Origin of the sequence: Chryseobacterium arthrosphaerae, assembly GCF_001684965.1 — a bacterium.
GTDB classification, from domain to species: domain Bacteria; phylum Bacteroidota; class Bacteroidia; order Flavobacteriales; family Weeksellaceae; genus Chryseobacterium; species Chryseobacterium arthrosphaerae.
In genome coordinates this window covers 3,033,330-3,059,124 of sequence record NZ_MAYG01000001.1, presented here as the reverse complement: position 1 = coordinate 3,059,124, position 25,795 = coordinate 3,033,330, and the positions used below count along the sequence as shown (strand labels likewise).

Annotated in this window: 25 protein-coding genes; 4 read left to right on the top strand and 21 right to left on the bottom strand. The window is 37.9% G+C overall.

Annotation, left to right across the window (positions count from 1 at the left end):
• Window positions 1–54: 54 nt before the first annotated feature.
• From BBI00_RS13690 to BBI00_RS13640, 11 genes are all read right to left on the bottom strand, one after another.
• Entirely contained in the window at window positions 55–504 is a 450-nt protein-coding gene (locus BBI00_RS13690; protein ID WP_065399284.1) for a hypothetical protein, read from the bottom strand.
• Between the two features lie 220 nt (window positions 505–724).
• Window positions 725–1,618, bottom strand: coding sequence for an alpha/beta hydrolase family protein (locus tag BBI00_RS13685; protein ID WP_065399747.1), 894 nt, complete (start codon window positions 1,616–1,618; stop codon window positions 725–727).
• A gap of 195 nt (window positions 1,619–1,813) precedes the next feature.
• Entirely contained in the window at window positions 1,814–3,253 is a 1,440-nt protein-coding gene (locus BBI00_RS13680; protein WP_123902274.1) for a ligand-binding sensor domain-containing protein, read from the bottom strand.
• 262 nt (window positions 3,254–3,515) lie between these two features.
• Window positions 3,516–4,007 carry a hypothetical protein gene (locus BBI00_RS13675; RefSeq protein WP_065399282.1) on the bottom strand — a complete coding sequence of 164 codons (492 nt, stop codon included), beginning with the start codon at window positions 4,005–4,007 and terminating at the stop codon, window positions 3,516–3,518.
• Window positions 4,008–4,213: 206 nt separating this feature from the next.
• Window positions 4,214–5,839, bottom strand: coding sequence for a chaperonin GroEL (gene groL / locus BBI00_RS13670; RefSeq protein ID WP_065399281.1), 1,626 nt, complete (start codon window positions 5,837–5,839; stop codon window positions 4,214–4,216).
• 68 nt (window positions 5,840–5,907) lie between these two features.
• Entirely contained in the window at window positions 5,908–6,264 is a 357-nt protein-coding gene (locus BBI00_RS13665) for a four helix bundle protein (protein WP_065399280.1), read from the bottom strand.
• Window positions 6,265–6,317: 53 nt separating this feature from the next.
• Window positions 6,318–6,596, bottom strand: coding sequence for a co-chaperone GroES (locus BBI00_RS13660; protein WP_002976538.1), 279 nt, complete (start codon window positions 6,594–6,596; stop codon window positions 6,318–6,320).
• 115 nt (window positions 6,597–6,711) lie between these two features.
• Entirely contained in the window at window positions 6,712–7,503 is a 792-nt protein-coding gene (locus BBI00_RS13655) for a TerC family protein (RefSeq protein ID WP_065399279.1), read from the bottom strand.
• Window positions 7,490–8,701, bottom strand: a complete 1,212-nt coding sequence (locus BBI00_RS13650; RefSeq protein WP_065399278.1) for a cation:dicarboxylate symporter family transporter — start codon at window positions 8,699–8,701, stop codon at window positions 7,490–7,492. The genes BBI00_RS13655 and BBI00_RS13650 overlap by 14 nt, the downstream gene beginning before the upstream one ends.
• A 43-nt stretch (window positions 8,702–8,744) precedes the next feature.
• Entirely contained in the window at window positions 8,745–10,031 is a 1,287-nt protein-coding gene (locus tag BBI00_RS13645) for a CitMHS family transporter (RefSeq protein WP_065399277.1), read from the bottom strand.
• Between the two features lie 24 nt (window positions 10,032–10,055).
• A complete protein-coding gene (locus BBI00_RS13640; RefSeq protein WP_228394760.1) occupies window positions 10,056–10,664 on the bottom strand; it encodes a DUF2490 domain-containing protein in 609 nt (202 codons plus the stop codon).
• 382 nt (window positions 10,665–11,046) lie between these two features.
• Between BBI00_RS13640 and BBI00_RS13635 the strand changes: the two genes are divergently transcribed.
• Together BBI00_RS13635 and BBI00_RS13630 are read left to right on the top strand one after the other, a co-directional pair.
• Window positions 11,047–12,015: a sensor histidine kinase gene (locus BBI00_RS13635; RefSeq protein WP_228394759.1), complete on the top strand. Its 969-nt coding sequence runs from the start codon at window positions 11,047–11,049 to the stop codon at window positions 12,013–12,015.
• Complete coding sequence (locus BBI00_RS13630) at window positions 12,008–12,706, top strand: LytR/AlgR family response regulator transcription factor (RefSeq protein ID WP_065399276.1); 699 nt, start codon at window positions 12,008–12,010, stop codon at window positions 12,704–12,706. The genes BBI00_RS13635 and BBI00_RS13630 overlap by 8 nt, the downstream gene beginning before the upstream one ends.
• 54 nt (window positions 12,707–12,760) lie before the next feature.
• Here the strand turns inward: BBI00_RS13630 and BBI00_RS23695 are convergent, their stop codons facing one another.
• The 6 genes from BBI00_RS23695 to BBI00_RS13610 form a co-directional block, all read right to left on the bottom strand.
• Entirely contained in the window at window positions 12,761–12,895 is a 135-nt protein-coding gene (locus tag BBI00_RS23695; RefSeq protein WP_262483571.1) for a hypothetical protein, read from the bottom strand.
• A gap of 295 nt (window positions 12,896–13,190) precedes the next feature.
• Window positions 13,191–13,331 carry a hypothetical protein gene (locus BBI00_RS23360; RefSeq protein WP_165602525.1) on the bottom strand — a complete coding sequence of 47 codons (141 nt, stop codon included), beginning with the start codon at window positions 13,329–13,331 and terminating at the stop codon, window positions 13,191–13,193.
• A 138-nt stretch (window positions 13,332–13,469) separates the two neighbouring features.
• Entirely contained in the window at window positions 13,470–14,192 is a 723-nt protein-coding gene (locus BBI00_RS13625) for a DUF3108 domain-containing protein (protein ID WP_065399275.1), read from the bottom strand.
• Between the two features lie 169 nt (window positions 14,193–14,361).
• Window positions 14,362–15,252, bottom strand: coding sequence for a hypothetical protein (locus BBI00_RS13620; RefSeq protein ID WP_065399274.1), 891 nt, complete (start codon window positions 15,250–15,252; stop codon window positions 14,362–14,364).
• 20 nt (window positions 15,253–15,272) lie between these two features.
• Complete coding sequence (locus BBI00_RS13615; RefSeq protein WP_065399273.1) at window positions 15,273–17,657, bottom strand: M1 family metallopeptidase; 2,385 nt, start codon at window positions 17,655–17,657, stop codon at window positions 15,273–15,275.
• A 67-nt stretch (window positions 17,658–17,724) separates the two neighbouring features.
• On the bottom strand, window positions 17,725–18,303 hold the full coding sequence (locus tag BBI00_RS13610) for a HupE/UreJ family protein (protein WP_065399272.1): 579 nt from the start codon (window positions 18,301–18,303) through the stop codon (window positions 17,725–17,727).
• Window positions 18,304–18,453: 150 nt separating this feature from the next.
• Between BBI00_RS13610 and BBI00_RS13605 the strand changes: the two genes are divergently transcribed.
• A complete protein-coding gene (locus BBI00_RS13605; RefSeq protein ID WP_165602524.1) occupies window positions 18,454–21,675 on the top strand; it encodes a S8/S53 family peptidase in 3,222 nt (1,073 codons plus the stop codon).
• An 81-nt stretch (window positions 21,676–21,756) separates the two neighbouring features.
• Entirely contained in the window at window positions 21,757–22,272 is a 516-nt protein-coding gene (locus BBI00_RS13600) for a DUF6702 family protein (protein ID WP_065399270.1), read from the top strand.
• On the opposite strand, the gene BBI00_RS13595 is transcribed toward BBI00_RS13600, so the two are convergent.
• From BBI00_RS13595 to radA, 4 genes are read right to left on the bottom strand one after another with little or no spacing between them, the layout of a single operon-like run.
• Window positions 22,269–22,862: an acyl carrier protein phosphodiesterase gene (locus BBI00_RS13595; protein ID WP_065399269.1), complete on the bottom strand. Its 594-nt coding sequence runs from the start codon at window positions 22,860–22,862 to the stop codon at window positions 22,269–22,271. The genes BBI00_RS13600 and BBI00_RS13595 overlap by 4 nt on opposite strands.
• The gene (locus BBI00_RS13590) at window positions 22,859–23,566 is read right to left on the bottom strand and encodes a VanW family protein (RefSeq protein WP_065399268.1); all 708 of its coding nucleotides are present in this window, start codon (window positions 23,564–23,566) and stop codon (window positions 22,859–22,861) included. Before BBI00_RS13590 ends, BBI00_RS13595 begins: the two co-directional genes overlap by 4 nt.
• A complete protein-coding gene (locus BBI00_RS13585; RefSeq protein ID WP_065399267.1) occupies window positions 23,563–24,234 on the bottom strand; it encodes a class I SAM-dependent DNA methyltransferase in 672 nt (223 codons plus the stop codon). The genes BBI00_RS13590 and BBI00_RS13585 overlap by 4 nt, the downstream gene beginning before the upstream one ends.
• Before the next feature lie 54 nt (window positions 24,235–24,288).
• The gene (radA, locus tag BBI00_RS13580; RefSeq protein ID WP_065399266.1) at window positions 24,289–25,638 is read right to left on the bottom strand and encodes a DNA repair protein RadA; all 1,350 of its coding nucleotides are present in this window, start codon (window positions 25,636–25,638) and stop codon (window positions 24,289–24,291) included.
• Between the last annotated feature and the right edge of the window lie 157 nt (window positions 25,639–25,795).

The following is a 25,795-nucleotide window of genomic DNA, read 5'->3' as shown; positions in this document are numbered from 1 at the left end:
TGATATAATCTGAAAGCGAGAGCCACATGATATAATCGTGCAGTAGCGGGGTTTTTATTTGGTATAGTCTCCTGCAACAATAGATTTTTCCATGGAGCTTATAATCTCAGAAACGGGGATGGTGAATATCCCGGCATCTCCTTTATCGAATTCTCTTTTCCAGTAAGAATATCCGTCCATTTCAAGGGAATCAGGCTTTTTGTCGGTCTCACTTTTAAGATTGGTGACGCTTTTGTTTAAAGCTTCTTCTGATATAGGAATATGGCTAAGGTTTTCTGCATAACCTGTAGGACTGGCAGGGTTTTTAATTTTCAAACCACTGATGGAAATATGAATCACTTTTCCGGTTTCAGGATATTCTTCGATCTTTAAGATTTTAAGAATTGAGCTTTTTTCCGTAGGGCGGGTTTTGTAATTCCATTCCTGGCCTACACTGTATTGGTCTTTTTTTGTACAACTGAAAGATAGCAAGAATAGTACTGCTATGAAAGTATAGAGTTTCATGGAGGGGGTATTAGTTTTGTTTTTTATTTCTGAATCAGCTGCTTGATATTTCTCGCTACCGCACGAATCCTTTCGTGTGGTTGTAATATTATAAATTAAACATTCTGATGATATAACCTAAAAGCGAAACCATACGATACAATCGTACGGTAGCAGGAGACTCTTGTTACCTTAGTTTGGGTCAATGATACCTGTTTAAGTATATTCATACATGCTTTATTTAGGATTTAGGGTTTTTACTATTGGAAGCTTTCTGCTTGATCCATTGGATCGCAATATCAACGGGAGCTGTATCGTTACTGGAAGAAGTATTGTGCCCCAGTTTGGGAAAAGAAATGTATTCGAAAGGTTTGCCCTTCGCTTTAAGCGTATGTAATTGTTCTATACATAACTTTACCGGGATCTGTATGTCTTTTTCACCAAAAAGCCAAAGCCCGGGAATTGAAAGCGTACTCAGATAGGTCTTGGGGTCAGTTGCTGCAAATTGATATTTGTCGGGATCATTTAGCGTATGATCAATGGCATCTGCTTCTGTATGATTTTCCCAAAAATTATGGTTTCCATTAGTATAAAACTGAAACCGGAGTTGTTCCAGAGTGGTAATGGTGGGTCCGCTAAATAAAACCATAAAGTCAATTTGCGGATTTTTGCTTGCCGCCATTGGGATGATCCACCCTGCCTGACTGAAGCCAACTAATCCAATAGGTATTTTTTTATCTTTTAAATAGGTTCTGAATGTTTGCACTGCTGAATTGGCATCATGAGCTAATAGATTAAGATTGGTTGTGTCAATATTATTGGTGCCAACAGATGGTCCTACATATACACCGCCTGATTCTCCAACTCCACGTTTGTCATAGGTGAATACAGCAATGCCTTCTTTAGCAAGACGTTTGGCGAATTCCATTTCTCTTTTTACCGGATCTGAGCCGTGAACAATGACAACTGCCGCCGATAGTTTTTTAGGTTCTAAAATGGAGCCTGCAAGAGTGATATTCTGACTTTCAAATTTTACATCCCGAATGGTAAAGTCGGTGGATTGTGCAGGTGCCGTTTCCGGGAAAGCAATTAATGAAAACCAAATAATTAATTCAGGAATAAAGTTAGTTTTCATATTGGATATTTTCATGGGTCATAGTTATTCGTCAAATATAATAAAAAACCGATCTACAAAAGCCCCCTGCTACCGCACGAATCCTTTCGTGTGGTTATAATATTATAAATTAAACATTCTGATGATATAATCTGAAAGCGAAACCACACGATACAATCGTGCGGTAGCGGGGCAATGATTTTTTATTTACAGATATTATTTATTAAGTTTGATTACTCCGGCATAAGTCGCAATCCAGATCGAACCATCTTTGTCTTTCGTTATTCTCTCACAGTGAATACTTGGAACGTTTGAATTTTCATTAGTGTAAGTTTCCCATTTTTTTGAGTTTGTATCATAGCTTAAAACTCCAACTCCGTTTAATGTTATCCACAACAAATTGCTTTCTTCATCCAAATAAAAATCATTGATTGTATTTTCACTGAACATTTTACGATTCGGGTGGTTTATTCTGGTCCATTTTTGTTGTTCATCTAATACATAAATTCCAGCTTCATCTGATTTACCTTTGTATAAATCAAACCATAAATTTCCTTTTTTATCTTCATAGACTTTTGAAATGTACGCTTTTGATAAAGGCGAATTCTTATCATTCAGCAATTTCGTTTCCCCGTTTTCAATCATTACGTTTCCTTCAAAGGTTCCCATCCAAATCCTATCTTTCTTGTCTACATAAACGCCAAGGATTTTGTCAGTGGGTAGATTTGAATTTTTTTTGTCAATTACGGACCAATTCTTTCCATCAAATTTTGCGACACCATTCCAGGATGTAAACCATACATTATTTGAATGGTCAACAAATATTTTTCTTGCCCACTTTATTGGAGAGTTTATTGAGTCGTATTTTGTCCAGTTTTTATTGTCATATCGATATACATCCCAATCAGCAACAAACCATTTATTGTTGTTTTTATCAACTTCCAAATCTCGTACTGATGCTGTTTCATTTTTATTATAAGGAGGAGAAGATATTAATGTATTTTTCGAGTTAAAATGTTCCCATTTCTCATTATTGATTTTTACAATGCCGTTATCTGTTCCAATCCAGATATTATTGTCCAGATCATTCGCAACAGCTCTTGTCATATCCCAGGGTAATTCTGAGTTTTGTTGGGTGAATACAGTCCACTCTTTTGAAAGTTTCTCTTTATTCGTTCCTTTTATATCAGGTGTTCCAACAGATTTTGCATTGGATTGGTTTTTAAAATCAAAAACTCTGCGCTTTGCAGAAAAGTTGCCGTTTTCAAATTCAAAAATGAGCGAAACAGAGCTATTTGTTTTTTTATTTTCTGAAATCGCAGGTTCCCAATTGGCTGTTGAGTTTATAGCATCCTGCAGACCTAATTTTTTTGAGGAAATATTAGTTTGGTTTAATGAACTTAGCAAGCAGGGTTTGCCCTTTTCGTCAATTAAAATTTGTACTTCAATTTTTCCTGTTATTTTATGTAGACTCTTTTTATCAAATTTGTTCAGCAATTCATTTGTTATTGAGTTTTGAGGTTTAGCTTTAGTTTCACCACAGTCAAGACAGAAGGAGCTTAAACTGCAATCTTTATATTTTTCGGGATAAAGATGTTGGGCATTGATTAATGTTAAATTAAAGAAGGTCAATAATAAAAGTACTGTTCTTTTCATTTGATTATTTTCATGTATCATAGTTATTCGTCAAATATAATAAAACCGCTCTACAAAAGTAGAGCGGTTAGTATATTAAATTGTTTCAGCCCCCGCTACCGCACGAATCCTTTTGTTTGGTTATAATATTATAAATTAAACATTCTAATGATATAATCTGAGAGCGGAAGCCACACGATACAATCGTGCGGTAGCGGGGGCTCTTTACTTCAGTGATAAAAAGATTGAAGCATATTTGATGTAGAATAGTTTTGTATGAAGTTTATGTATTTCTAAAAAGTTTTTTAATCTTCTCAATCACATTTTGGAAAGAGGTTAATTCATATCCAATATGTTCACAATGTAAAGATTCTACAAATTCAGGTAAATTGGAATATATATTTACTTTTAACGTTGCGATTTTTCTATTTTGATTGTTGAATAGGCTTATAAATTCATTCCCATCATCATCAATCCCATTTTTATAGCCGAGAATATCTTTTAAGTGTAAAGCTTTCTTAATTAATAAGAAGTTATAATAGACTAGATTTTCGTTTTGAATCTTGGCTCGTATCAATTCATAATAATTCTTTTTTCCTACCAGGTATATCATAAATAGAAAGATTAAAATAAAGTAACTAAACCATAAATAATGACCTTTCGAAATCATATTTTGATATGCCCCTTGCGTAAAAATAAATGGCAAAGGGAATGTAATGAAAGAGAGTCCAATTCTAAATAAAACGATAAAATAATTTTTTACTTTTAGTATCATTACATTTTTATTGATTTTCTTTTTAAATAAAGTCCAATTATCAAATATATGAAACTTTGCAACTTTTGAAAAGTATGTTTCTTGGTTATTTTTGTCTTACAAGGTGCTAAATCCCTGAATCAAATATTTAATACTATAAAACAATATAAAAAACCGCTCTACAAAGTAGAACGGTTAATATATTAAATTGTCTCAGCGACACGCTATTACATCATTCCTGGCATTCCACCACCCATTGGCATAGCTGGTTCAGCGCTCTTCACTTCAGTGATAACACATTCAGTTGTTAGAAGCATTCCAGATACAGAAGCTGCATTTTCAAGGGCAACTCTTGTTACTTTAGTCGGGTCAATGATACCTGCTTCAAGCATTTGAACATACTCGTCAGTTTTAGCGTTGTATCCGAAGTCTCCTGATCCTTCTGCTACTTTAGCAACGATTACAGAACCTTCACCACCTGCGTTGGCAACGATTTGTCTTAATGGCTCTTCGATTGCTCTTTTCACGATTTTGATCCCTGTAGTTTCGTCAGCGTTAGATCCTGAAAGATTGTCAAGTGCAGAGATGGCTCTTACTAAAGCAACACCACCACCAGCAACGATACCTTCTTCTACAGCAGCTCTTGTAGCGTGTAGGGCATCATCTACTCTGTCTTTTTTCTCTTTCATTTCTACTTCAGAAGCAGCTCCTACGTAAAGAACAGCCACACCACCAGCTAACTTAGCCAGTCTTTCCTGAAGTTTTTCTCTGTCGTAGTCAGAAGTTGTAGTTTCCATCTGAGCTTTGATCTGAGCTACTCTTCCTTTGATTTTCGCTTCGTCACCACCACCGTTTACAACAGTTGTGTTGTCTTTGTCGATGGTTACTTTCTCAGCAGTTCCAAGCATATCCAAAGAGATGTTTTCCATTGTGAAACCTTGCTCTTCAGAAATCACCTGTCCACCTGTAAGGATTGCGATATCTTCTAACATTGCTTTTCTTCTGTCTCCGAATCCAGGAGCTTTTACAGCAGCAATTTTAAGAGAACCTCTTAGTTTGTTTACTACCAGAGTAGCTAAAGCTTCACCTTCAACTTCTTCAGAGATGATTAATAGAGATTTACCACCTTGTGCAATTGGCTCAAGAACCGGTAGCAATTCTTTCATTGAAGAGATTTTCTTCTCTACTAAAAGGATATATGGGTTTTCCAGTTCAGCTAACATTTTCTCAGGATTCGTCACGAAGTATGGTGACTGGTATCCTCTGTCGAACTGCATACCTTCTACAACATCTACTGTTGTATCAGTACCTTTAGCCTCTTCTACAGTGATTACCCCTTCTTTACCAACTTTTCCGAACGCTTCAGCGATTAAAGAACCGATTGTATCGTCATTGTTAGCAGAGATAGAAGCAACCTGCTTGATTTTTTCTGAAGAATCTCCAACCTCCTGAGATTGAGATTTAAGGTTTTCCACAACAGCTGTTACTGCTTTGTCGATCCCTCTTTTAAGATCCATTGGGTTAGCACCTGCAGCTACGTTCTTAAGACCTTCTCTTACAATAGCCTGTGCCAGTACAGTAGCGGTAGTAGTACCGTCTCCTGCGATATCGTTGGTTTTGGAAGCTACTTCTTTTACCATCTGAGCTCCCATGTTTTCTACTTTATCTTCAAGTTCGATTTCTTTAGCTACAGAAACACCGTCCTTAGTTACGTGCGGAGCACCGAAAGATTTTTCGATCACTACGTTTCTTCCTTTAGGACCTAAAGTTACTTTTACTGCATTTGCTAATGCATCAACCCCTCTCTTTAGAGCGTCTCTTGATTCAATATCGAATTTTATTTCTTTTGCCATGTTGTTTAGCTTTTGGCGAATTGCTGTTTGCTGTTTGCTTTGCAATTCGTTAGTTTAACTTTAATTTTTTAATTTCCATTGAGCCTGTTCCATAGGGTTACAAGCTTCTTTTTTAATATTGTTAATTCTTCCAGAAGATTTTGGTAATCATTTTCATGAATGTATCCTAAATCTTTAGCAAGAATTAATTGGTTTTCGGCTTCGTTGGAGGATCCTAGTGCAATATTGATGAAGTTGGCAAATTCTTTATCTGAATTTCTGCCGCTTCCTTCAGAAATATTATATCCTATAGATGCAAATGATCTTCTGATTTGAGAGGTGAGTCCAAAAATTTCCTCTTTTGGAAAGCTCCTGGTTGAAGTATAAATTTTTAAAGTCAATTGATGACTTAATTTCCAAACTTCGAATTTTTTAAAATCTCTCATGAATTAATTTCTAAGCAGAAAAAGCCATTTGCCAGAAGCCAATAGCGAGATGCTTACCCGATGATTCCCAATAAGTCAGCTTCTCTTACGATTAAGTAATCTTTCCCTTCTAACTTCAATTCAGAACCTGAATATTTACCATAAAGAACTTTGTCACCTACCTGAACAGTTGTAGGCTCGTCTTTTTTACCAGGACCTACTGCCACTACAGTACCTTCTTGCGGCTTTTCCTTTGCAGTGTCCGGGATAATAATACCTGAAGCTGTTTTAGTTTCTGCTGCGATTGGCTCTACCAGAACTCTGTCTGCCAATGGTTTAAAGTTTACTGACATAATATATTTATTTTTTAATTATTTCTGTCTTCTAATTCTCTAAATGTATGCCATGAGACATTGATGGATGAAATGGCAGAATTTTATCTCCGAATGTGAAAATTTGGCAGAAAAATTATTTTTTACGGGAGGGAAATCCGAACAGATAGCTGGTAGCTACAGGCACTACAAACAAAAGAACAGTAATGACGGAAACCAGAATTTCCATGGTATGACCGGTCAAAAACCTGGCAAAGGCCGTAGCGGGGTAGAAGTGTTCATGTAATGAAAGACTTAGTTTAACGCCTAAAACTGCAATTACAATAAAAGCGACAGTTTCCAGGAAAGGGAATACCTCCATAAGGCGTACAAACCACTGCGCGATAAATCTCATGGCTAAAATTCCTATAAAAACTCCCAAAGTAATCAGAAGTAAATTGTCTGAAAAAGCGACTGCCGCAAAAACATTATCTATGGAAAAAGCAAGATCCATTACTTCTACAATGGCAACCGTAGCCCAGAATTGCCCCAACAATCCAATTGAATTTTTATACAGCCAACCGGATTCTTTGTTGGGGTTTTCTTCCGGACTTTCATCATCACTTGTGTTTTTTATTTTTTTAATAAACCAGTCAACGGAAATATAAATTAAGTACAACCCTCCCAGCGGTTTCAGCCACCACACGGAAATCAGCACAGAAGCAAAAATAAGAGCCAGTCCGCGGAATACATAGGCCCCGAGGATTCCGTATTTCAAAGCTTTTTTTCTTTGGTTTTCGGGAAGATCCATGACGATGGTTGCCAATACGGCTGCATTGTCTACAGAGAGAAGGCTTTCGATAAGGATAAGATTGCCGATAATGGCTATCGATTTTGCTGGGTTTTGTAATATGTCATTTAAAAGGTGGGTGAAATCAGGAAACATCATTTTTTAAAGGAATAGTATTTTGGTTAAGTTTTGAAATAATAGCAGCAGAAACTGAAATGCCTATGAAATTGGTAACAGATCTGGCCTCATTCATAAAGCGGTCCACACTGTACAACAGCGCAAGATCTGTGGTGGGGATTTTTCCGAACCGGCTTAAGGTAAACATCAGGGCAAGGAAGCCTGACCCGGGTACTCCCGAAGCGGTTTTGGAAGCAATTGAAATGGTGATGAAAAGCCAAAAATAATCTTTTACCGTAAGCGGAATATTATAGAACTGGATCAGGAAAATACATGAAATGGAAAGGTAGATGCACGCTCCCGCCAGATTAAAATTGTATCCGAGGGGAATAATAAGACGAAGAATTTTCCGGTCATATCCCTGTGATTCCATTTTATCAAAAATCATAGGAAATGCCATCTTGGACGAAGAAGTGGCGACTACCAGGATGATTTCTTCCTTGATGCTGATCAGGAAATCCCAGAGATTGATTTTAAAGTAAGCTGTGATAATCCCTAATATTCCGAATATAAAAAATACACTGGTAAGGTATACCGTGGCCACAATTTTACTTAACGGCAATAAAGTATTAATACCATACACCGAAATTCCATATGCAATATTGCAGAAAATGACTATCGGAAGAAATATATAAACATACTTGATAAGTTTAAAAAACAAATTCCTTCCTGAGTCTATAACTTTAAGAATATCATTCTTTTTCTTCGAAAGACCAATCAGGACTCCAGCCGTTAGGGATATTAATAGAAAAAGTACATAATTGCTGATCTGTAAAGGATTTGTAGTCTTTGTTAAAAACCTTTCAGGAAGTGCTCTGTGGGAAGAAATAATAATTCCGGTATTCGCTCCCGGTTTTAAAAGAAGACCCGACCCGATACCCAATAAAATACTGATGGAAGTGATGATTAAGAAATAGATCACCATCTGGCTTACAATTTTAAATGCATTTTTAGTGCTGAAAATATAGCTTACCCCATACGTTACTGCAATGAAAATAATGGGAATAATCAAAATCTCCAGAAGCATGAAAAAATAACTGCTTACCGTTTCCAGGTGTTTACTGACTTCCGGAAAATAATAACCCGTTAATGCTCCACAGATAATAGCCGTGAAAACATACAGCGTAAGGTTCCTTAAATAAGAGTCTGTAAATGTTTTTTGCTTAATAGGTTTCATCATTCACTTTTTGTAGAATAAGATTACGAAGTTCAAAGATATAACCTTATATAATACCGAGAATCAATGCACTCACCAGCATAATGATGGATGATCCCAAGGCCCATTTCAGTGTATATTTTAAGTGATCAGAAAACTCTACACCTGCCAGTGATACCAGCAGATAGGTAGAAGGCACCAATGGGCTGAGGAGGTGTGAGCCCTGTCCGATAAGACTTGCCCGCCCTAATATTTCAGGTGCAATTCCCAATTCATGACCGGTAGCAACAATGATAGGCAGTATCCCAAAATAATAAGCATCATTCGACAGGAAAAAAGTAAACGGAATACTGAATAAAGCGGTTACGATATTCATATAACCTCCCCAGCTCTTGGGAACTATTTCTATCATACTGTTTCCCATTGCCTGCATAATACCTGATCCGTTAAGGATTCCCGTGAAAATTCCGGCACCGAAAATCATTCCCGCTACAGATAATGCGTTTCCTGCATGTTTGGATATTATTTTCTGCTGGTCTTTCAATTTGGGATAATTGATGATAGAGGCAATACAGAAAGCAATCATAAAGGCAATTCCCAATGGAACAATATCCAGGATCATAACCACTAAAAGGGTAATGGTAAGGGCAAGATTGATCAGGATCAGTTTCGGGCGGCGGAGTGCAGGATCAGCTTCCCCAATAATATCATTGCTGTTGTAACCTGTAAATTTACCATGTTTTGCAATTCTTATTTTTTCTCTCCTGCCCAAAATATAGGCTACAAATATCACCCACAGGATGCCTATTGTCATAATCGGAATCATCGGAACAAAGATTTCGGTGTGCCCCAGCTTCAGAGAGCTCATTACCCTTGCTGTGGGACCTCCCCAAGGAAGAATATTCATAATCTGACCGGCAAGCATAATGATACAGGTAAGCACCAGAGGATTCATGCCCTGTTTTTTGTATAGCGGAAGCATTGCAGCCACCACAATCAAATAAGTGGATGAGCCGTCACCATCCAATGAAACCAGTGCGGTAAGAACAGCGGTTCCTATTGTTGTTTTAACGGGATTATCTCCAACGGCTTTTAAAATTATATTGACAAGAGGTTCAAAAAGCCCGGTATCTATCATTAAACTGAAATAAAGGATGGCAAAGATCAGCATAACACCCGTTAGAGCTATTTCTTTGACACCGTTTTTCATCATATCCCCAAGCTGCGGGCCAAAACCCGCAATAAGAGCAATGGCCACAGGAACGATGACCAATGCCGTAAGCGGAGTCATTTTTTTGTTCATGATGAGAATCATGAAGATGAAAATCATTAAAAAACCAAGAAATGTAAGCATAGTTTTATGTAAATATTAATGAGGTTATTGTTGTTTCTTTTTTCTCCAGTCGAAACTGTTTCTGAAACCTATAAATCCGTAATTACTCGTTTTTTTGGTTTCCAGCTGATTGATGAAGGCAAGCTCCAATGCAGAGTTTTTTCCTAATTTTATTCCAAGACCTGCCGTAATACGGTTGCTGTCGAAAGGTTCCAGCTTATCAACATTCATTCTTATTTCATTTTTCAGAATGCCGTAGAGTTTTTCCTTTTCTCCCTTTTTATTGAAAGGAATGCGGACGGAGATCAGATACCGGATTCTTACCTCAAATTCATCAGGATTGCTGATAAAACGTTCTTCCACCCGGAGACGGTTGGAGATTGATGTTCTTCCAATGTAATACTCAGCAGTTACCTGTTGAAAAGGTCTTTTTTCATACCGTATTTTTTTAGAATCGTCAGCGTTATAAGATTCAAGGATCAGAAACATTGCCCCTGCGGCAGGTCTTATATTTTCTGCCACTTCATAATCTACATAGGCATTCACCAGAAAAAGCCTTGTGTCATAAGCCAGATCGAAAGAACGGTATTGGGTAAGCGCAGTTAAAGTACTTTTATCAGTAATCTTTGCCGACATCAGGTACTGAAACCACATATTATAATTGTCTTTGCTCTGACTGTATAAAAGGCTGTTGAGCAAACAAAATGACAAAATAAGCGTGAATTGTATATTAAGTTTCATGTAATATTTGATTAATATTGCGGTTTCTCAAATATATTTATTAGGAAGAACGGGCCTGGATTTTTTCAATCAATGACAGTTTTTCTCAACGAACTGCATTTTGAGACAAAAAGATATTTATATTTGATGCGTTTCAAAATTGGTATGGACTATGTTTTTAATCATTAATTTTATTATTATATTATTGATTATCAGGATTTTATTTAGTGGTAAAATTCTGGAAAGCCTTATGAAATACCGGTGGAAATTTTTGTTGAGGTTTCAGCATATTTTTTTCTTTTTTATCTTCATTCTGATGACTTATTTCACCGAAAACTACTTCCTGGATTCAACCCAGTTGGTGATAAGCATTATTTTGAATACAATTTTCAATGTTGGAATTTATTATCTGGTGTACTATTATCTGGTTCCCCGTTTCTATTTATCTAATAAGTACCCTGAGTTTATCCTCTATGCTTTAATACTTTTTTTAGGGTCCAGTCTTTTCAGGATTCTGTGGGAGCCAGCAGTTTTTCAGATAGATTTCACCGAAAAAGGGTATCATGTAGGTTTTCTTTATAATGTATACATCTCGCAGGGGATTATCATTCTGGTGGGCGCTTTTTTGGGGATTACCAAAGACAAATTTCTTATAGAACAGGATGTGATCAGCCTTGGAGAAGAAAAAGACCAGCTTTATCTCGATTTGCTGAAGTCTAAACTGAATCCACATTTTTTGCTGAATACCCTGAATAATATATATGCTAACAGTTTTACCCATTCTGAGAAAACATCGGATTCTATTTTGCAGTTGAGCAAACTTCTGAAATATATTATTTATGACAGCGGAAAAGAAAAAGTAACGGTTTCCCAGGAATTTTCTTCCCTGAAAGCGCTTGCGGCTTTATACCAGCTTAAATACAATAACCAGCTTGATATTGTCATGGATCTTGAAGATCAGGAAGAATTTGAGATTGCTGAAATCCCGTCTGCAATACTTCTTACCTTATTTGAAAATGCCCTGAAACATTCAGCAATAGGAGAGGATGATCATGGTTTTATAAAATTATTCTGTACTATTGAGCGCTCTGAACTGTATTTTGAAATTATAAATTCTGTAGGGAAAAACAGAATACGTGGAGCTGAATCTGATTATCACGGATTGGGTAATGAAGCAATTATTCATATATTGGAAAGATTTTATCCTGACCAGTATGAATTTTATTCCGGACCGAAAGAAAATGATCAGTATAAAATTGCTTTAACAATTACTATCAATGGCTAACCTGACTATCGTTAATGTAGATGATGAATATCCTGCATTACAGCTTGTAAAACACTATTGCGATCAGCTTGAAGAGGTTGAACTGCTGGCGTCATTTCAGAATCCTGAAGAAGCACTGGAGTTTCTGAAAGCCAATAAAGTAGATCTGGCTGTTTTCGATATCAATATGCCAGGCATGAACGGAGTAGAGCTTCTGCAGCAGCTTCCTGACCCGCCGTTGTGTATTTTCCTTACGCTGGAAACAAAATATGCAGTGAAAGCATTTGAACTGGATGTGGTTCATTATCTCATCAAGCCTGTAGATTTTGATACCTTTAAAAAAGCGGTCAATAAAGCTAGGGATTTTGTTCAGTTTAAAAATTCTGCAGGCAGTAAACAGCAGGAAGACTTTATTATGTTCAAATCCAATTATGTGATGAATAAGGTTTTTCTGAAAGATATTCTCTGGATACAGGGATTCGGCGAATATATTGTACTGATGACCCCATTAAAGAAATATATGATTCTGGAAAGGATGTCAAACTTTGAAGAGAAATTTCAGCATTTCGGGTTTATCAGAATCCATAAGTCTTATATTGTATTATCAGAACATATTAATTCTTATAATTCCAGCCATGTTTTCCTTAAAAACGGGGATGAACTGCCATTGGGAAGAACCTATAAAAAGAATTTAAAAGAACATTTACACTAAAAAAATAAAGCCGGATATTTCCGGCTTTATTCAAAATTGTTATCTGATGACAGACTATGGGCAATATTGTCCGGGTCCGATCCAAAGGATGCACTGTCCTTTGTAATTGTATTCACAGCAATAGCGTCCTGCCGCTCCGCCGTTGATTGATTTCTGAGCGTCTCTGCTTAATAATTTAGCATTTTTCATAGTTAATAAAATTGAATTTGTACAATTCCTGAACATTTAAAGTCAATCAGGTTTTTGACATTTGGTGTTTAACAGGATATCAAAGATAAATATTTTTCCTCGATATGTGATATATTTTATTGTTTTTTTTATGAATAATCATTTGTATATCAGTGGGTAATACTTTTTTAAATATGTTTTTATTTCATTCAGGTTTGTAAATAATCAATCACAAGTGTACAAAACCTTCTGGAAAAGTTTAAAAAAAGAAAGCCGGAAACTTCCGGCTTTTATTCTTCAATAGATTCGTGGCAGATTATGGACAATACTGCCCGGGCCCAATGTATAAGGTACAGTTTCCGTATCTGTCTTTTTCACAACATTTAATTCCTGATGCAGTAATCCCTCCTGTGATGGCTTTCTGAGCATCTCTTTTTAGTAATTTAGCATTTTTCATAAATAATATTTTTTTAAATAATTACACCTTCGGATAACAGGTATTTTTTTTTACTATTCAAATGTAATGCTTTTTAAACCAGTTTGTTATGTTGATTGTAGACGGAAACGTGATGTTTGTGCTTGAGCAGGTCTGTTTTTAGAGAATAGGTTCCAGTGACATTTTTCTCCCTGCCATATCCATATCCTGTTTTACAATTTTCCTGGTTTTTGGATCGATGTAATAAGTGGTATAAGAGGATTTATCTGAGATATCATCAGTTGTCTTTACCACCCATACCGGTTTTCCTTTATGTTCGGATTTTGTTGTTTCCAGGATGTATGCTTTCATCATACCTTTTTGGGCTGCATTGGGATTATAATCGAAAATAGAGATTTCCGCCGTATAATTTTCTTTTAAAGGCAGGAATCTTATCAGCGTATTGTAGCTGCTGCTGTCAAAATAATGACTTGCCGGAAGATCTACCATATCTTTCTTGCCGGATTTTTTATCCAGATAATATCCGGTCACCTTGTCTTTACCGGATTTCAGGACCATATCCCGCATCATGTTGTAAGAAGAATGATAAGCGGGTAGAAAATTAGCTGTTTTTACCAGCGTAGAATCTGTCCATTGGGAATCCGGTGCCTGCTTTAATTTTACAGTAGTTTTGATGAGCAGATCTGTTTTGTTTAATTTTTTGAGCTCGGTGGTAATGCTTCCCATTTCTATTTTGGAGCCTGCGTTTTCAGCATACCAGATTGCTTCAGAAGTTTCATCTTTTATTAACCCGGGGTCAATACCGGAGTTTTCCGGAGTAAGTAGTTTTTGAGAAAAAATATGAACACTACTTAGTAGTAAAAGGAAAAGAATTGTTCTCATGATCTTTTTTTATTAATAAGTAGTATACTACAATTGAAAAGTTACAACCTTTTGATTTTTAACACTTTTCTACTGGTTTTTAGGTATTCGTCTTTCCATCAGCATTCCTCCTTTGCAGTCCTTTTCTATAAAAAAAGTTTACCAATATGGTAAACTTTTAAGTCTGATCTTACTGACAGCTTTGTTTGTAATCATCAATGAGCTTTCTGTACATTTTGGTGTACAGCTCAGTTTTATAATGCATATTGATTTTTGCAGCTTCAGCGCCTTTTTTTCCTTTAATCAGCTCTTTTCTTTCGGTTTCAGACGCTTTTTTATTTTCTTTAAAGGTTTTATTGGAGAAATAATCGTTTTTTCTCGCTTCATCTACCTTTTTGAGAAACTCGGGACAATCAGCTCCTACAATTTCATAAGCTTTATAAAACTTTTTATAGAGCGCTTTCATATTAAATAAAGCCAAAGGACTCAGTGAGCTGTAATCTACAGGAGCAACTGCAACGGTCTGGTCCGGCTTGCTAAGGTAAATCATGACATAGGTCAACTGGCAGCTGTCTTCATTTCCGTCAAATCCGGTGGCAAAACTACTTCCATAGCTGGCTTTGCACATCATGTTTCTATAGCCGTAAAGGTTAATAGGACCTTTTTCCATCAATGGAAGCATCAGTACTCTTCCTTGCGATTCCATTTCCAGATCATTATTGATTTCCTTTACAATCCGTTTATCCAGTTGAAAAGTCTCATGAGTATCCTCGTTAGTATAAATAAGGCTTTTAATATCAGAAACCGGAATCAATTGTATGTTTGTATCCTCTTTTGCAGATTTAAATTTCACTTCTTTTCTGTCCAGGTGAGCACTTTTCTCGCTGTTGCCTCCAATAAACTGGAAAGTAGCCACATCAGGGAGCATAAAATCCTGGGCAAATCCTTTTTTAGTACTTCCATCCTCCATAAGGATTTCAATAGGGAGGAAATCTCTTTTGCCTGTATAAAATTGCAGCGATTGGGCAAAAAGAGTAGGGGCTGTTGCAAAGAACAGCAATAGTGCAGTAAGTTTTTTCATGGTTATCGTTAAAAAATGTATTAGCTTTTTCCTGCTGCCTGCATCGGATTTACCTTTCCGTTGGCTCCTCCTCTTACAGGTCCGCCTTCCTGTTTCTGTTTGAAAAGCTGGAATTTTGAAGTTTCCGTACCGGATCCTGCGCTGCTCCAGAAATTATTGATGGTATCAATGTCTGCAGTTTCTCTCATTGGGTCCAGCTGAATAGACTTCAGTTTCTTGTCAAAATAATAGGTCTTTGAAACCTTCTGTTCGTTCAGTCTCCAGATTTGCGCTGCAGATTTATCATATAATTTTGAACCGTCTTCAAACGTAAACTCAAGAATGATGGGCATTACCAGCCCGCCTTTGTTCACAAAATCAATCTGGTAGGCGGTCATATTTTTAAATTTATCCTTATCCTTGGCATCCAAAGGCAGGGTAGCTTCTTTCTTTGCAGTGTATTCTTTGGTACTTACTTTCTCCTGACCTCTGTCATATCGGTAGTAAAAGTCCTGAGAATCCTTATCCTTATCAACATAGAAGGTGATGTTTTTGTCTTCTCTGTTTCTGATTTTTGAAAGATCTTCAAAACTGTTCACCAAAGGCTTGTCAACCTGATATTTTATTTCTTCAGCCGCTTTTGGATTCGTGTTCAGATCAGGCGTTGCTACCGTTACTTTATCAATGGCAATATCCACAGGATCTGTTCCGTAGAACCAGCCTCTCCAGAACCAGTCAAGGTCTTCACCGCTGGCATCTTCCATGGTACGGAAAAGGTCTGCCGGTTCAGGATGCTTGAAAGCCCATCTTTTTGCATAGGTTTTGAATGCTTTATCAAAAAGTTCTCTTCCCATAATGGTTTCACGAAGAATATTAAGACCTGTAGCAGGCTTGGAATAGGCATTCGGACCATACTGAACAATATTTTCAGAGTTACTCATGATAGGTTCCAGCTGATCTTTCGGAAGCTTCATGTAATCTACGATCGTCCATGCCGGTCCTCTTTTTGATGGAAACTTATTGTCCCATTTTTCTTCCGTCAGGTATTCTGTGAATGTATTCAGACCTTCATCCATCCAGGCCCATTGTCTTTCATCCGAATTGATGATCATAGGGAAGAAGTTGTGTCCTACCTCATGGATAATAACACCGATCATTCCGTTTTTTGTTCCTTCAGAATACGTTCCGTCTTTTTCCGTTCTTCCGAAATTGAAACAGATCATCGGATATTCCATTCCGCTGGCAGCTTCTACAGACTGGGCAACAGGATAGGGATAAGGAATCGTAAATTCCGAATAGGTTTTTATGGTATGGGCCACTGCTTTTGTGGAAAATTTTCTGTAAAGACCATAAGACTCTTTGGGATAAAAACTCATCGCCATAACCTTATTGTTATTTTCAGGAATCGTTACACGCATTCCGTCCCAGACAAATTTTCTGGAAGAAGTCCATGCAAAATCTCTGACATCTTTGGCTTCAAAAACCCATGTTTTTCTCTGTTTTGAATGGTTTTTCTCCGCTTTTTTGGCCTCATCCAAAGTAACAATTTCTATAGGTTCGGAAGCATTTTCTGCTTTTCTGTATCTGGATAGCTGATCAGAAGTCAGTACCTGATCGTAATTTTTACATTCTCCCGTTCCGCCTACAATATGATCGGCAGGAACATTCACTGAAACTTTAAAGTCTCCGAAGACAAGCGCAAACTCTCCTCTTCCTGTAAACTGATGATTCTGCCATCCCTGAAAATCACTGTAAACACACATTCTCGGGTACCACTGTGCCATGGTATACAGGTCATTGCCATCTTCCGGGAAGTTTTCATAACCACCACGGCCTCCCATCTTCATCCTGTTGGAAATATTGTAGTTCCAGTCTACCTTGAACACGAATTTTTCACCCTTTTTCAAAGCTTTGGGCAGATCAATACGCATCATGGTTTTATTGACAGTATATTTCAGGGCATTTCCTGAGGCGTCCGTTACTTTTTCAAGATTTACGCCATAGCCGTTGTCTTTTACAGGAAGTTCCGTCACCTTCAGCTGCTGGTCAGTGGTGGAAGGGCGGAGTACAGATGAAGTATCATAGCCTGCATTTCTGATGCTGGAATGTTCGTTTTCATCAAGCTGAAGCCAGATATACTCCAGTTCGTCCGGAGAATTGTTGTAATAGGTAACCGTTTCCGAGCCCTTCAGATTCCTTTTGTCTTCATCAAGGTATGCTGTAATGTTATAGTCGGCCCTGTTTTGCCAGTATCCGTGTCCCGGAGCTCCTGAAGCCGTCCTGTAAATGTTGGGTGTTGGAAGAATAGAACCCAGTTGCTCAAACTTGTTTCCATGATTGCTGCCGGGGTTATTCTGAATATTTTGTGCGGTGAAACCTGTATAAGCAAATACAGAAAGTGAAAGTATAGCAACTTTTAGTTTCATAACCGAAATGATTTAATAATTATCAAAGATAGTAATAAGCAGTTGAAAAAATAAAAATATTTCAAGCTTAAAAAGGAATTCTTTCTAAAGTCATTTTTAAGGACAGGGCAAATACGCCTGAAGAAACAAACAGGATCCAGTCTTTCTTATTCACTTTAAAAAGATTCAGCAAAACAAAGAGGATGATTAAAATGGCAGATACAATCACGATCTGTCCCAGTTCCAGCCCAATATTGAATCCGAGAAGAGGAAGGGCTATACTTTGGCTCTTGGCAATCATTACCCTTGCTGTATTGGCAAAGCCCATCCCATGAACAAGCCCAAAGATCAGAGCCAGATAATAATTGGCCCGCATCAGGGTTTGTTTTTGATTTTTCATAATAATATTATCCAGAGAAGTCAGAACAATCGTAAGCGGAATTAAAAACTCAACCCAGTCAGAAGGAACACGGAAGACATCCAGGATGCTTAAAGCCAGTGTGATAGAATGTCCGATGGTAAATGCGGTGACCAGAATCAGAATTTTTTTCCAGTCACTGTAAGAATAAACGGCGATCAGCGCAAGTACAAACAGCTGATGATCTAAGGCATCCAGTGAGATAATATGCTCCCATCCAAGGTTTAAATAAAATAGAAAGTCCTGCATTGTGATAATAGATTATTAGGTTTTGAATATTTTGTTAAAAAGTATGAGTTATTGTATTTGTTTTAATTTTTATTTGTAATGTTTATCGATGTTGTATGTTATTCTTTTATCGGATAAAAATTGTATAATTGTATCGTTAAAAAAATGAAAATGGATATTAAAAAATTATTTTTTACAAAAGTAAACATTTCACACGGAGGAGCGAAGCTTCTCAGAAATGCAGCCGCTGCCTTTTTGGGATTATATTCCTATGGTTTTAATGCGCAGGTACAGAAACTGGATTCCCGTTTCGATCTGTTATTGAAAAATAAGGAAAATATAGCCAGAGGAAGGGTGGTAAAAGACCTGGAACGTGCTGATATGAAGCTGGATCAGCATCTTGTGGTAACTTCAAAAGGAGCACAAACGATGTACTCATGTATTATCTATACCAAAGAACCCGAAAAACTGAAATCTGCAGGATTCCTGGTTCAGAGCCAGCTGCCCACTTTTTCTACCGCTTTGGTAACTATTGAGGATATTGAAAAACTGACGCAGCTTCCTTATGTAACTTCTGTAATGGGACCGGCGTTTGATGAGCTTCATAATGATGTGAGCAGAGCGCAATCGGGAGCAAGCCTTTTACAGGATGGGGTTTTCAACAATACCGCTTATAACGGAACAGGAGTGTTGGTAGGCATTTATGATTCCGGGATAGACTGGAAACATCCTGATTTCAGAAAAGCTGATGATCAGACCAAAAGCAGAATTGTTTCTATCTGGGACCAGACCTTAACAGCTCAGGGAGCGGAGACAACTCCTGCAGGATTTTCAACAGGGGTAGAATATACCAGAGCTCAGATAGAAGATGAATTGGATGGTACTCCTACAGGCTTTGTCAGAGAAACTGATACAAACGGACATGGAACTCACGTATCCGGAACTGCTGCCGGAAACGGGGCCGGTTTTGCAGATAAAAGACATAAAGGATTCTCCTCTGACGCCGATATTGTTTTTGTAAAAGGAGGAAACGGATCTTTCCCGACGACCAATACCATTAATGCTTTAACATATTTCAAGAATGTAGCTACAGCTCTGAATAAACCAATTGTTGTCAACATGAGTATTGGGGGGCAAGGTACAGCCCATGACGGAACAGCATCTCATGAAGTTGCCGTGAATAATTTTACAACATCCGGACCGGGAAGAGTGGTGGTAATATCTGCGGGGAATGATTATGGGGCTAATCTTCACAGGAAGGTTGATATAGAGTCCGGTGCTTCGCAGACTTATAATTTTACAGTGGCAAGCAATACTTCTGCGGCTACAGTATTTTCCTTTCTGATGTATGCCAATGATGACTCTCCCGTTACTGCAAAACTGACAACACCTGACGGGCAACAGTATACCCAGAATATAAGCACTAATACTGCACACAGCATACTTGGAGGTGGCTTTACGGCTACCATGTATAATTATTGGAGTACAGATAATAATAAACGATATGTTCAGTTGGTAATAAGCAGAACATCCGGCACTTCAGTTGACTGTCAGGGGAATTATGCCCTGGAAATTACCAATAACGGAGCACAGGCGATAACTGCTCACGGTTGGCTTTACAGCCAGGGAGTAGCGACTACACTTCAAAACGGAGATAATGAACATGTTGTGGGAAGCCCCGGAAATGCGTCTAATGCCATTACTGTAGCTTCCTATATGGGAAGAGCAAGTTGGTATTCCGGAACAAGTGGGCGTTATACTCTTACCCCACAGGAATCTATATCTTCATTTAGTGCACAGGGGCCAAGAGTAGATGGTTTTCAAAAGCCTGATATAGCGGGTTCAGGACAGAATGTAATTTCATCGAGATCCGGTAATTCTGCTCCCGGAGCCACAGATATTATTGCGGGGACTAATTATTATGTGAAAAATCAGGGAACCAGCATGTCTTCACCAGGAGTAGCCGGAGCTGTAGGATTATTGCTTCAGGCAAATCCTGCATTAACGGCTGCACAGGTCAAGTCACGCCTTACTTCCAACGCAAGGAAAGATGGAGCAACCGGAGCTGTACCGAATACGAGATGGGGCTATGGTAAATTGGATATTTATAAAGCAGTTACTGACGAGTTGGGATGTGTAAAATCTGATTTTGAGATTGTAACTTATGACGAGCCTTATATCATTGCCAATACAGAATCTAATTATTATTTTGATAATATGGCGCTTGCCGTTCGGTATAATCCGACGTTAACAGGAAAACTTGGAGGCTTCTCATTTTTAACAGGAACTACCATTCCTTCAGATATCCCTGTAGATATTCAAATCAGAAAAGTGAATGCTAACGGAGATCCGGGAGATATTATAGCAACTAAAACCGTTACTTCGTGGCTTAATGATACCCAAAAATTTACCTGGAACTATGTTAACCTTTCCGATTTGAATGTACAGATGGTCACCGGAAAAGAATTTTATATCGTGGTTAATGGTTTGAGCGGAAAAATAGCGATGAAAGCAGAAAATACCGCCGTTAATAACAGATCCAAAACATCTACAGACGGTACGAACTGGACTTCCAGAACATTCGATCTTAAAATGAGGGCTACCATTTATGAAAATATTGCTGAGGTGAAAAACCTGGCTACTTCCAATCAGACCAAAGCCAATACAGTAGCTGCCGGATATAATTATTTTACCAATGCATGCCAGCTGATTTCAAGAGTGGAAAAAGAAACAGCCAGTACAGTATCCGGAAGCGTGACGTCCAAAGTATGGGTAGATAATGCCCAGCCTGGGTATGTTGCCAGAAGATTTGAGATCAATCCGGCAGCCAATGCAGCTGCGGCAACCGGAAAAGTGACTTTATACTTTAAACAGAGTGATTTCGATGACTATAACCTGACAAGCAGCATAAAACTGCCTTCTTCACCTTCTGATATTGCTGCTAAAGCAAATCTTGTGATCGAAAAATATGAAGGAACCAGCAATACCGGAACAGTAGCATCTTTTGGAACTTCAGCCACTGTCATTACTCCTGATATCAATGATATTGTATGGAACGACACCTACAAATACTGGGAAGTAAGCTTCCAGACTTCTGGTTTCGGAGGTTATTTTGTGAAAACAAGTTCAACATTGGGGACTGCTGATATTAAACTGAATTCTGAAGTAAATATTACGCCAAATCCTGCTAAAGATTTCGTCAATGTTACATTAGGCAAACACAGTAAAGCTTCTGTAACGATTTATGATGCTTCAGGAAAACTGGTGAAAACAGTAAATATCAACACCAACTCTGGTAGAATTGACGTTTCAGAATTGGTAAAAGGAACCTATATGTTTACCATTACCCTGAACGATAACCAAAAGATTACCAAGAAAATAATCAAGCAGTAAATCCTTATAAAAATAAGATCATAAAAGGCAGCAGTTTTTATAACTGTTGCTTTTTTTATATTTGTCACAAAAATAGAATTAATGTCCGGCAGACTTTTTTTGGGATTTCTTTTATCCGTGGTGGTAATATTTCAGAGCTTTGCAAGTACTGAGGCTGTTCATCCTTATCATGTAGGTTCTGTAGAAATCAATTATAATGCAAAATCCACCACTTTTGAAGTGACGGGGAGGTTTTTCCTGGACGATCTGGAAAATGGTTTAGGCAAAAAATATGGTGCTGCATTTCATTTTAATGATCCGAAATATAAAACGAAACTCAATGATGCTTTACAAAAATACTGTCAGGAATATCTGAAACTGAAGGCAGATAATAAGTTTTTAAAAATCAATTATGTCGGCTATGAAGAAGATCACGAATCCGTCAATGTTTTTCTTGAATCAGAACCTGTAGCAAAACCTAAAAAAGTGGAAGCCGCAGTAAGTTTCCTGTATAACCTTTTTGATGATCAGATCAATATTGTCCATATCATTGTGAACGGAGAAAGAAAAAGCGAAAAGATGGTGTACCCGAACCGTTATCTTTACAAGCAGTTTTAATTTTCCAGCTGAAGTAACGCATTGATGCCCTGGACATGAACGGTCAGATCAGGAAAAAAATCATTGTAACATTGCTGTAGAAGATCTTTGTTGTTCAGGAAAGCTTCAAAAACCGGAATATCCTTATCCAGGTATTTGGCCTTATTAAGTACATTCTGAATACTGAATTTGATGCCCCAGTCTTCCCGGTAATTGTAAAGCCAGTCATCCTGTTCCATTTTTACCAGCATTTTTTTGAAGTTCTCAGGCAGCCATTTCCCGTTGGCATTCAAAACGCTGTAAACTCTGAGAGAATGTGCTTTCCATTCTGCAAGAGAGTGTAAGGAAAGGTCATTAGCCACAAAATAATCCATTGCGACATCTACAAAGGCTCCGGCATAAAGCCTTACCAGTGGGGCAAATGCTTTTTTAGCTTCATGAATGGCAGGGTGGGAGTCTGTGAATGTGTCTATGGCCCTGTGCAGTGTAATTCCATCCTGAATATCTTTAGGAAAAGAAAAACGGTCTTTATTTCTGATAAAATCTTCTAAAAACTGGCCGACAATTTGTCCGTCAGTAAACGTGAGGTAAGAATGGGCCAGATAATTCATAAACGAATATAAAAATTTTTACACAAAGTATTGTTATTGCTTACCGTTTCTACCCAAACACCCTTTTCTGCTTCAGAATATTTAAATTCAATCTCATGTAAAGCTACCTTATCCGGAGAAATAAGGCTGAGGTGCAGTTCATGATCATTCACCAGGCATTTCAGCTGAACCGGAAAAGAAAATGAGTTCTGAATCTGCAGATCTTTATAACCATACACTACCGTACAGTCTGATCCCAATGGCGTAAAACGTTCCTCTTCTTTATAAATATCCATTGAATGAGGATATCTTTCCAGAATTCTCAAGCCTGACTGCAATGCCAGGTAATATAATAGGGAAGAAAACTGGCAGATTCCACCACCAAAATCACTGGAAATATTATTTTTAATCAAATTTCTTCCTTCCCTGAAGTTGTTCTTTTCACTGGGTTTTCCAATCATTTTCCAGAAAGAAAATACCTCACCGGGATGAATGACAAGATTGTTGATCTTATTTCCGACTACTTTTAAATTATGAACCTTATTCTGGTGAAAAGCTCCCGTTTTAATGGTCTGCTGAAGCGTGACCGTATGAATTCCGATAGGTTCGGCAATATAATTTTGAGGATAGGTATAATTATTTTTCTGTTCATGAATATACCGCTGCAGAAGCTTCAGGTGGAGTTTCCACGAGCCGGGGATCCAGTTTTTCAATCGCTGTCTCATAGCTTTTCTAAAACGGTAATATGGTAAGAAGCCCAGTTCTTCAGGAAAGTCCGACACAGGATAATATCCAGTGGCAGAAAGAACCTTCTTACTGTTTTGGGTAATCTGTGAATAGGAAAAAGAAGAATTCCTGTTGTGTTTTTCATTTTCCAGCTGTCTTTTGAAAGCTGCAGAATATCTGAGGCTGAAAAGCTGTTTCCGGCATGCCAGTCTTCCTGTGGCGAAACTGATTTTTTTCTGGTTTTTACAGGATAATCAAAAATTAAGGTTCCATTTTTACCCAGCTTATGATGGCATTCATTGAGAAAGGCTTTGGTTTCCTCCTGGTCCTGATGCATGATCACATGAAAGCAGAAAATACAGTCAAACTCCCCGTGAAAAGGAATTGCTGAAATTTCTCCCGCAGCGAGAATTTTTCCGGGATGTTTTTGCCGGGCCACATCCAGCATTTTTTCACTGAAATCAGTTCCGTGTGTGGCAAAATTCAACAGCCGGCCCGTTCCGCAACCCAGATCCAGTATTTTTGAATATGTTTTACCCTGAAAAAAGTCAGTTAAAAAAGCCCTTTCCTGTTGGTCAATATATTTTCCGTAGGTATTGCCGAACCGGTTTTCATCATAGGATCCTGCAAGATTGCTGTAGTAATCAAGGATGTTTGTTTTCATCATTAAAAAATCTTCTGTTAAGATCTTTAATTTTAATGACTTTTACAATATTTTTTTCTAGAAAAGCCTTTCATGGAAATCTTCAATTTTGCTTACCTCTTCAATCCTGATTCCAAATTTTCTTTTCGGAATTTTATTCAGGTTGGACACAAATATCTTTTCATATCCTAGCTTTTCAGCTTCGGTAATTCTCTGTTCAATCTGGGCAACCGGACGTATTTCTCCACTCAGTCCGATCTCTCCGGCAAAACAATAATGTTCGGAAATGGCAATATCTTCATTGGATGAAAGTACTGAAGCAATAACCGCCAGATCCAGTGCCGGATCATCTGTTTTTATTCCCCCGGTGATGTTGAGAAAGACATCTTTAGCACCCAGTTGAAAGCCTGCTCTTTTTTCAAGCACTGCCAGAAGCATATTTAATCTCTTGGAATCAAAACCGGTAGAGCTTCTCTGAGGAGTACCATAAACCGCTGTACTCACCAAGGCCTGGATTTCCAGAAGCATAGGCCGGTTTCCCTCTAAGGTTACGGCTACTGAATTTCCGGACAGTTCCTCAAACTTTTTGGTAATAAGAATTTCAGAAGGATTTTTAATCTCTTTCAGACCCTGGGAGACCATTTCATAAATTCCGATTTCGGCAGTAGATCCAAAACGGTTTTTATTCGCCCTCAATAACCTGAAAAGGTGATTCCTGTCCCCGTCAAAATTTAAAACCACATCCACCATATGTTCCAGGACTTTTGGGCCGGCAATCTGTCCGTCTTTGGTAATATGGCCTACCAGAAATACCGGAGTATTGTTTTCTTTGGCATACTTGATAATTTCATTGGAACATTCTCTGATCTGGGAAACGGTTCCGGGAGAACTTTCGATCAGCTGAGACTGAAGCGTCTGGATAGAGTCGATAATCATAAAGTCCGGTTCCAGTTTTTTGGCTTCATGAAGGATTTTTTCCAGTGAAGTTTCGGTAAAGAGAAAACAGTTCGGATTTTGGATATCCGTCAGTCTGTCGGCTCTCATCTTGATCTGGGAGGCACTTTCTTCCCCGGAAACATAGAATATTTTTTTCTTCATTTTCAGGGCCAGCTGGAGGAGCAGGGTAGATTTTCCAATTCCGGGTTCACCGCCGATCAGCGTAACAGAGCCTAAAACAATACCGCCTCCGAGAACACGGTTAAGTTCCTCAGAAGGAGTTTTGATTCTTGGTTCCTCACTGGTTTCCACTTCAACAATGTTGATGACATGTTGCTTGCTTTTTGAAAATGGAGGAGTTTTATGGGATGGTTTTTCCACTACTTCTTCCACGAGTGTATTCCACTGTCCGCAGTTTTTGCATTGTCCCATCCATTGGGGATATTGAGTTCCGCAATTTTGACAGAAATATGCTGTTTTCAGTTTTGCCATACTGCGAAGTTATAAAAAAAGCATTTTTTTTCCGAGACTTGTACAGATTTAAATAGCAAAAGTTAGCCTTACCTTATAAAAGTGGATAATGGTAACGATAGGGATGGGGATATTTCAGCTTCCCGCAGATCTGGCAGATTACGCTGTTTTTTAATCT

What these genes read in the sequence shown, in the direction of transcription:
- BBI00_RS13690 (WP_065399284.1), bottom strand. Translation starts at nt 504, where the DNA reads ATGAAACTCTATACTTTCATAGCAGTACTATTCTTGCTATCTTTCAGT.
- BBI00_RS13585 (WP_065399267.1), bottom strand. Translation starts at nt 24,234, where the DNA reads ATGATGAAAACAAACATCCTTGATTACTACAGCAATCTTGCAGGATCC.
- BBI00_RS13635 (WP_228394759.1), top strand. Translation starts at nt 11,047, where the DNA reads ATGACTTATTTCACCGAAAACTACTTCCTGGATTCAACCCAGTTGGTG.
- BBI00_RS13685 (WP_065399747.1), bottom strand. Translation starts at nt 1,618, where the DNA reads ATGAAAACTAACTTTATTCCTGAATTAATTATTTGGTTTTCATTAATT.
- BBI00_RS13640 (WP_228394760.1), bottom strand. Translation starts at nt 10,664, where the DNA reads ATGTGGTTTCAGTACCTGATGTCGGCAAAGATTACTGATAAAAGTACT.
- BBI00_RS13630 (WP_065399276.1), top strand. Translation starts at nt 12,008, where the DNA reads ATGGCTAACCTGACTATCGTTAATGTAGATGATGAATATCCTGCATTA.
- BBI00_RS13590 (WP_065399268.1), bottom strand. Translation starts at nt 23,566, where the DNA reads ATGAGACAGCGATTGAAAAACTGGATCCCCGGCTCGTGGAAACTCCAC.
- BBI00_RS13645 (WP_065399277.1), bottom strand. Translation starts at nt 10,031, where the DNA reads ATGCTTACATTTCTTGGTTTTTTAATGATTTTCATCTTCATGATTCTC.
- BBI00_RS13680 (WP_123902274.1), bottom strand. Translation starts at nt 3,253, where the DNA reads ATGAAAAGAACAGTACTTTTATTATTGACCTTCTTTAATTTAACATTA.
- BBI00_RS23360 (WP_165602525.1), bottom strand. Translation starts at nt 13,331, where the DNA reads ATGAAAAATGCTAAATTACTAAAAAGAGATGCTCAGAAAGCCATCACA.
- BBI00_RS13620 (WP_065399274.1), bottom strand. Translation starts at nt 15,252, where the DNA reads ATGAAAAAACTTACTGCACTATTGCTGTTCTTTGCAACAGCCCCTACT.
- BBI00_RS13665 (WP_065399280.1), bottom strand. Translation starts at nt 6,264, where the DNA reads ATGAGAGATTTTAAAAAATTCGAAGTTTGGAAATTAAGTCATCAATTG.
- BBI00_RS13595 (WP_065399269.1), bottom strand. Translation starts at nt 22,862, where the DNA reads ATGAATTATCTGGCCCATTCTTACCTCACGTTTACTGACGGACAAATT.
- BBI00_RS13650 (WP_065399278.1), bottom strand. Translation starts at nt 8,701, where the DNA reads ATGATGAAACCTATTAAGCAAAAAACATTTACAGACTCTTATTTAAGG.
- radA (WP_065399266.1), bottom strand. Translation starts at nt 25,638, where the DNA reads ATGGCAAAACTGAAAACAGCATATTTCTGTCAAAATTGCGGAACTCAA.
- BBI00_RS13600 (WP_065399270.1), top strand. Translation starts at nt 21,757, where the DNA reads ATGTCCGGCAGACTTTTTTTGGGATTTCTTTTATCCGTGGTGGTAATA.
- groL (WP_065399281.1), bottom strand. Translation starts at nt 5,839, where the DNA reads ATGGCAAAAGAAATAAAATTCGATATTGAATCAAGAGACGCTCTAAAG.
- BBI00_RS13615 (WP_065399273.1), bottom strand. Translation starts at nt 17,657, where the DNA reads ATGAAACTAAAAGTTGCTATACTTTCACTTTCTGTATTTGCTTATACA.
- BBI00_RS13625 (WP_065399275.1), bottom strand. Translation starts at nt 14,192, where the DNA reads ATGAGAACAATTCTTTTCCTTTTACTACTAAGTAGTGTTCATATTTTT.
- BBI00_RS23695 (WP_262483571.1), bottom strand. Translation starts at nt 12,895, where the DNA reads ATGAAAAATGCTAAATTATTAAGCAGAGACGCTCAGAAATCAATCAAC.
- BBI00_RS13660 (WP_002976538.1), bottom strand. Translation starts at nt 6,596, where the DNA reads ATGTCAGTAAACTTTAAACCATTGGCAGACAGAGTTCTGGTAGAGCCA.
- BBI00_RS13655 (WP_065399279.1), bottom strand. Translation starts at nt 7,503, where the DNA reads ATGATGTTTCCTGATTTCACCCACCTTTTAAATGACATATTACAAAAC.
- BBI00_RS13610 (WP_065399272.1), bottom strand. Translation starts at nt 18,303, where the DNA reads ATGCAGGACTTTCTATTTTATTTAAACCTTGGATGGGAGCATATTATC.
- BBI00_RS13675 (WP_065399282.1), bottom strand. Translation starts at nt 4,007, where the DNA reads ATGATACTAAAAGTAAAAAATTATTTTATCGTTTTATTTAGAATTGGA.
- BBI00_RS13605 (WP_165602524.1), top strand. Translation starts at nt 18,454, where the DNA reads ATGGATATTAAAAAATTATTTTTTACAAAAGTAAACATTTCACACGGA.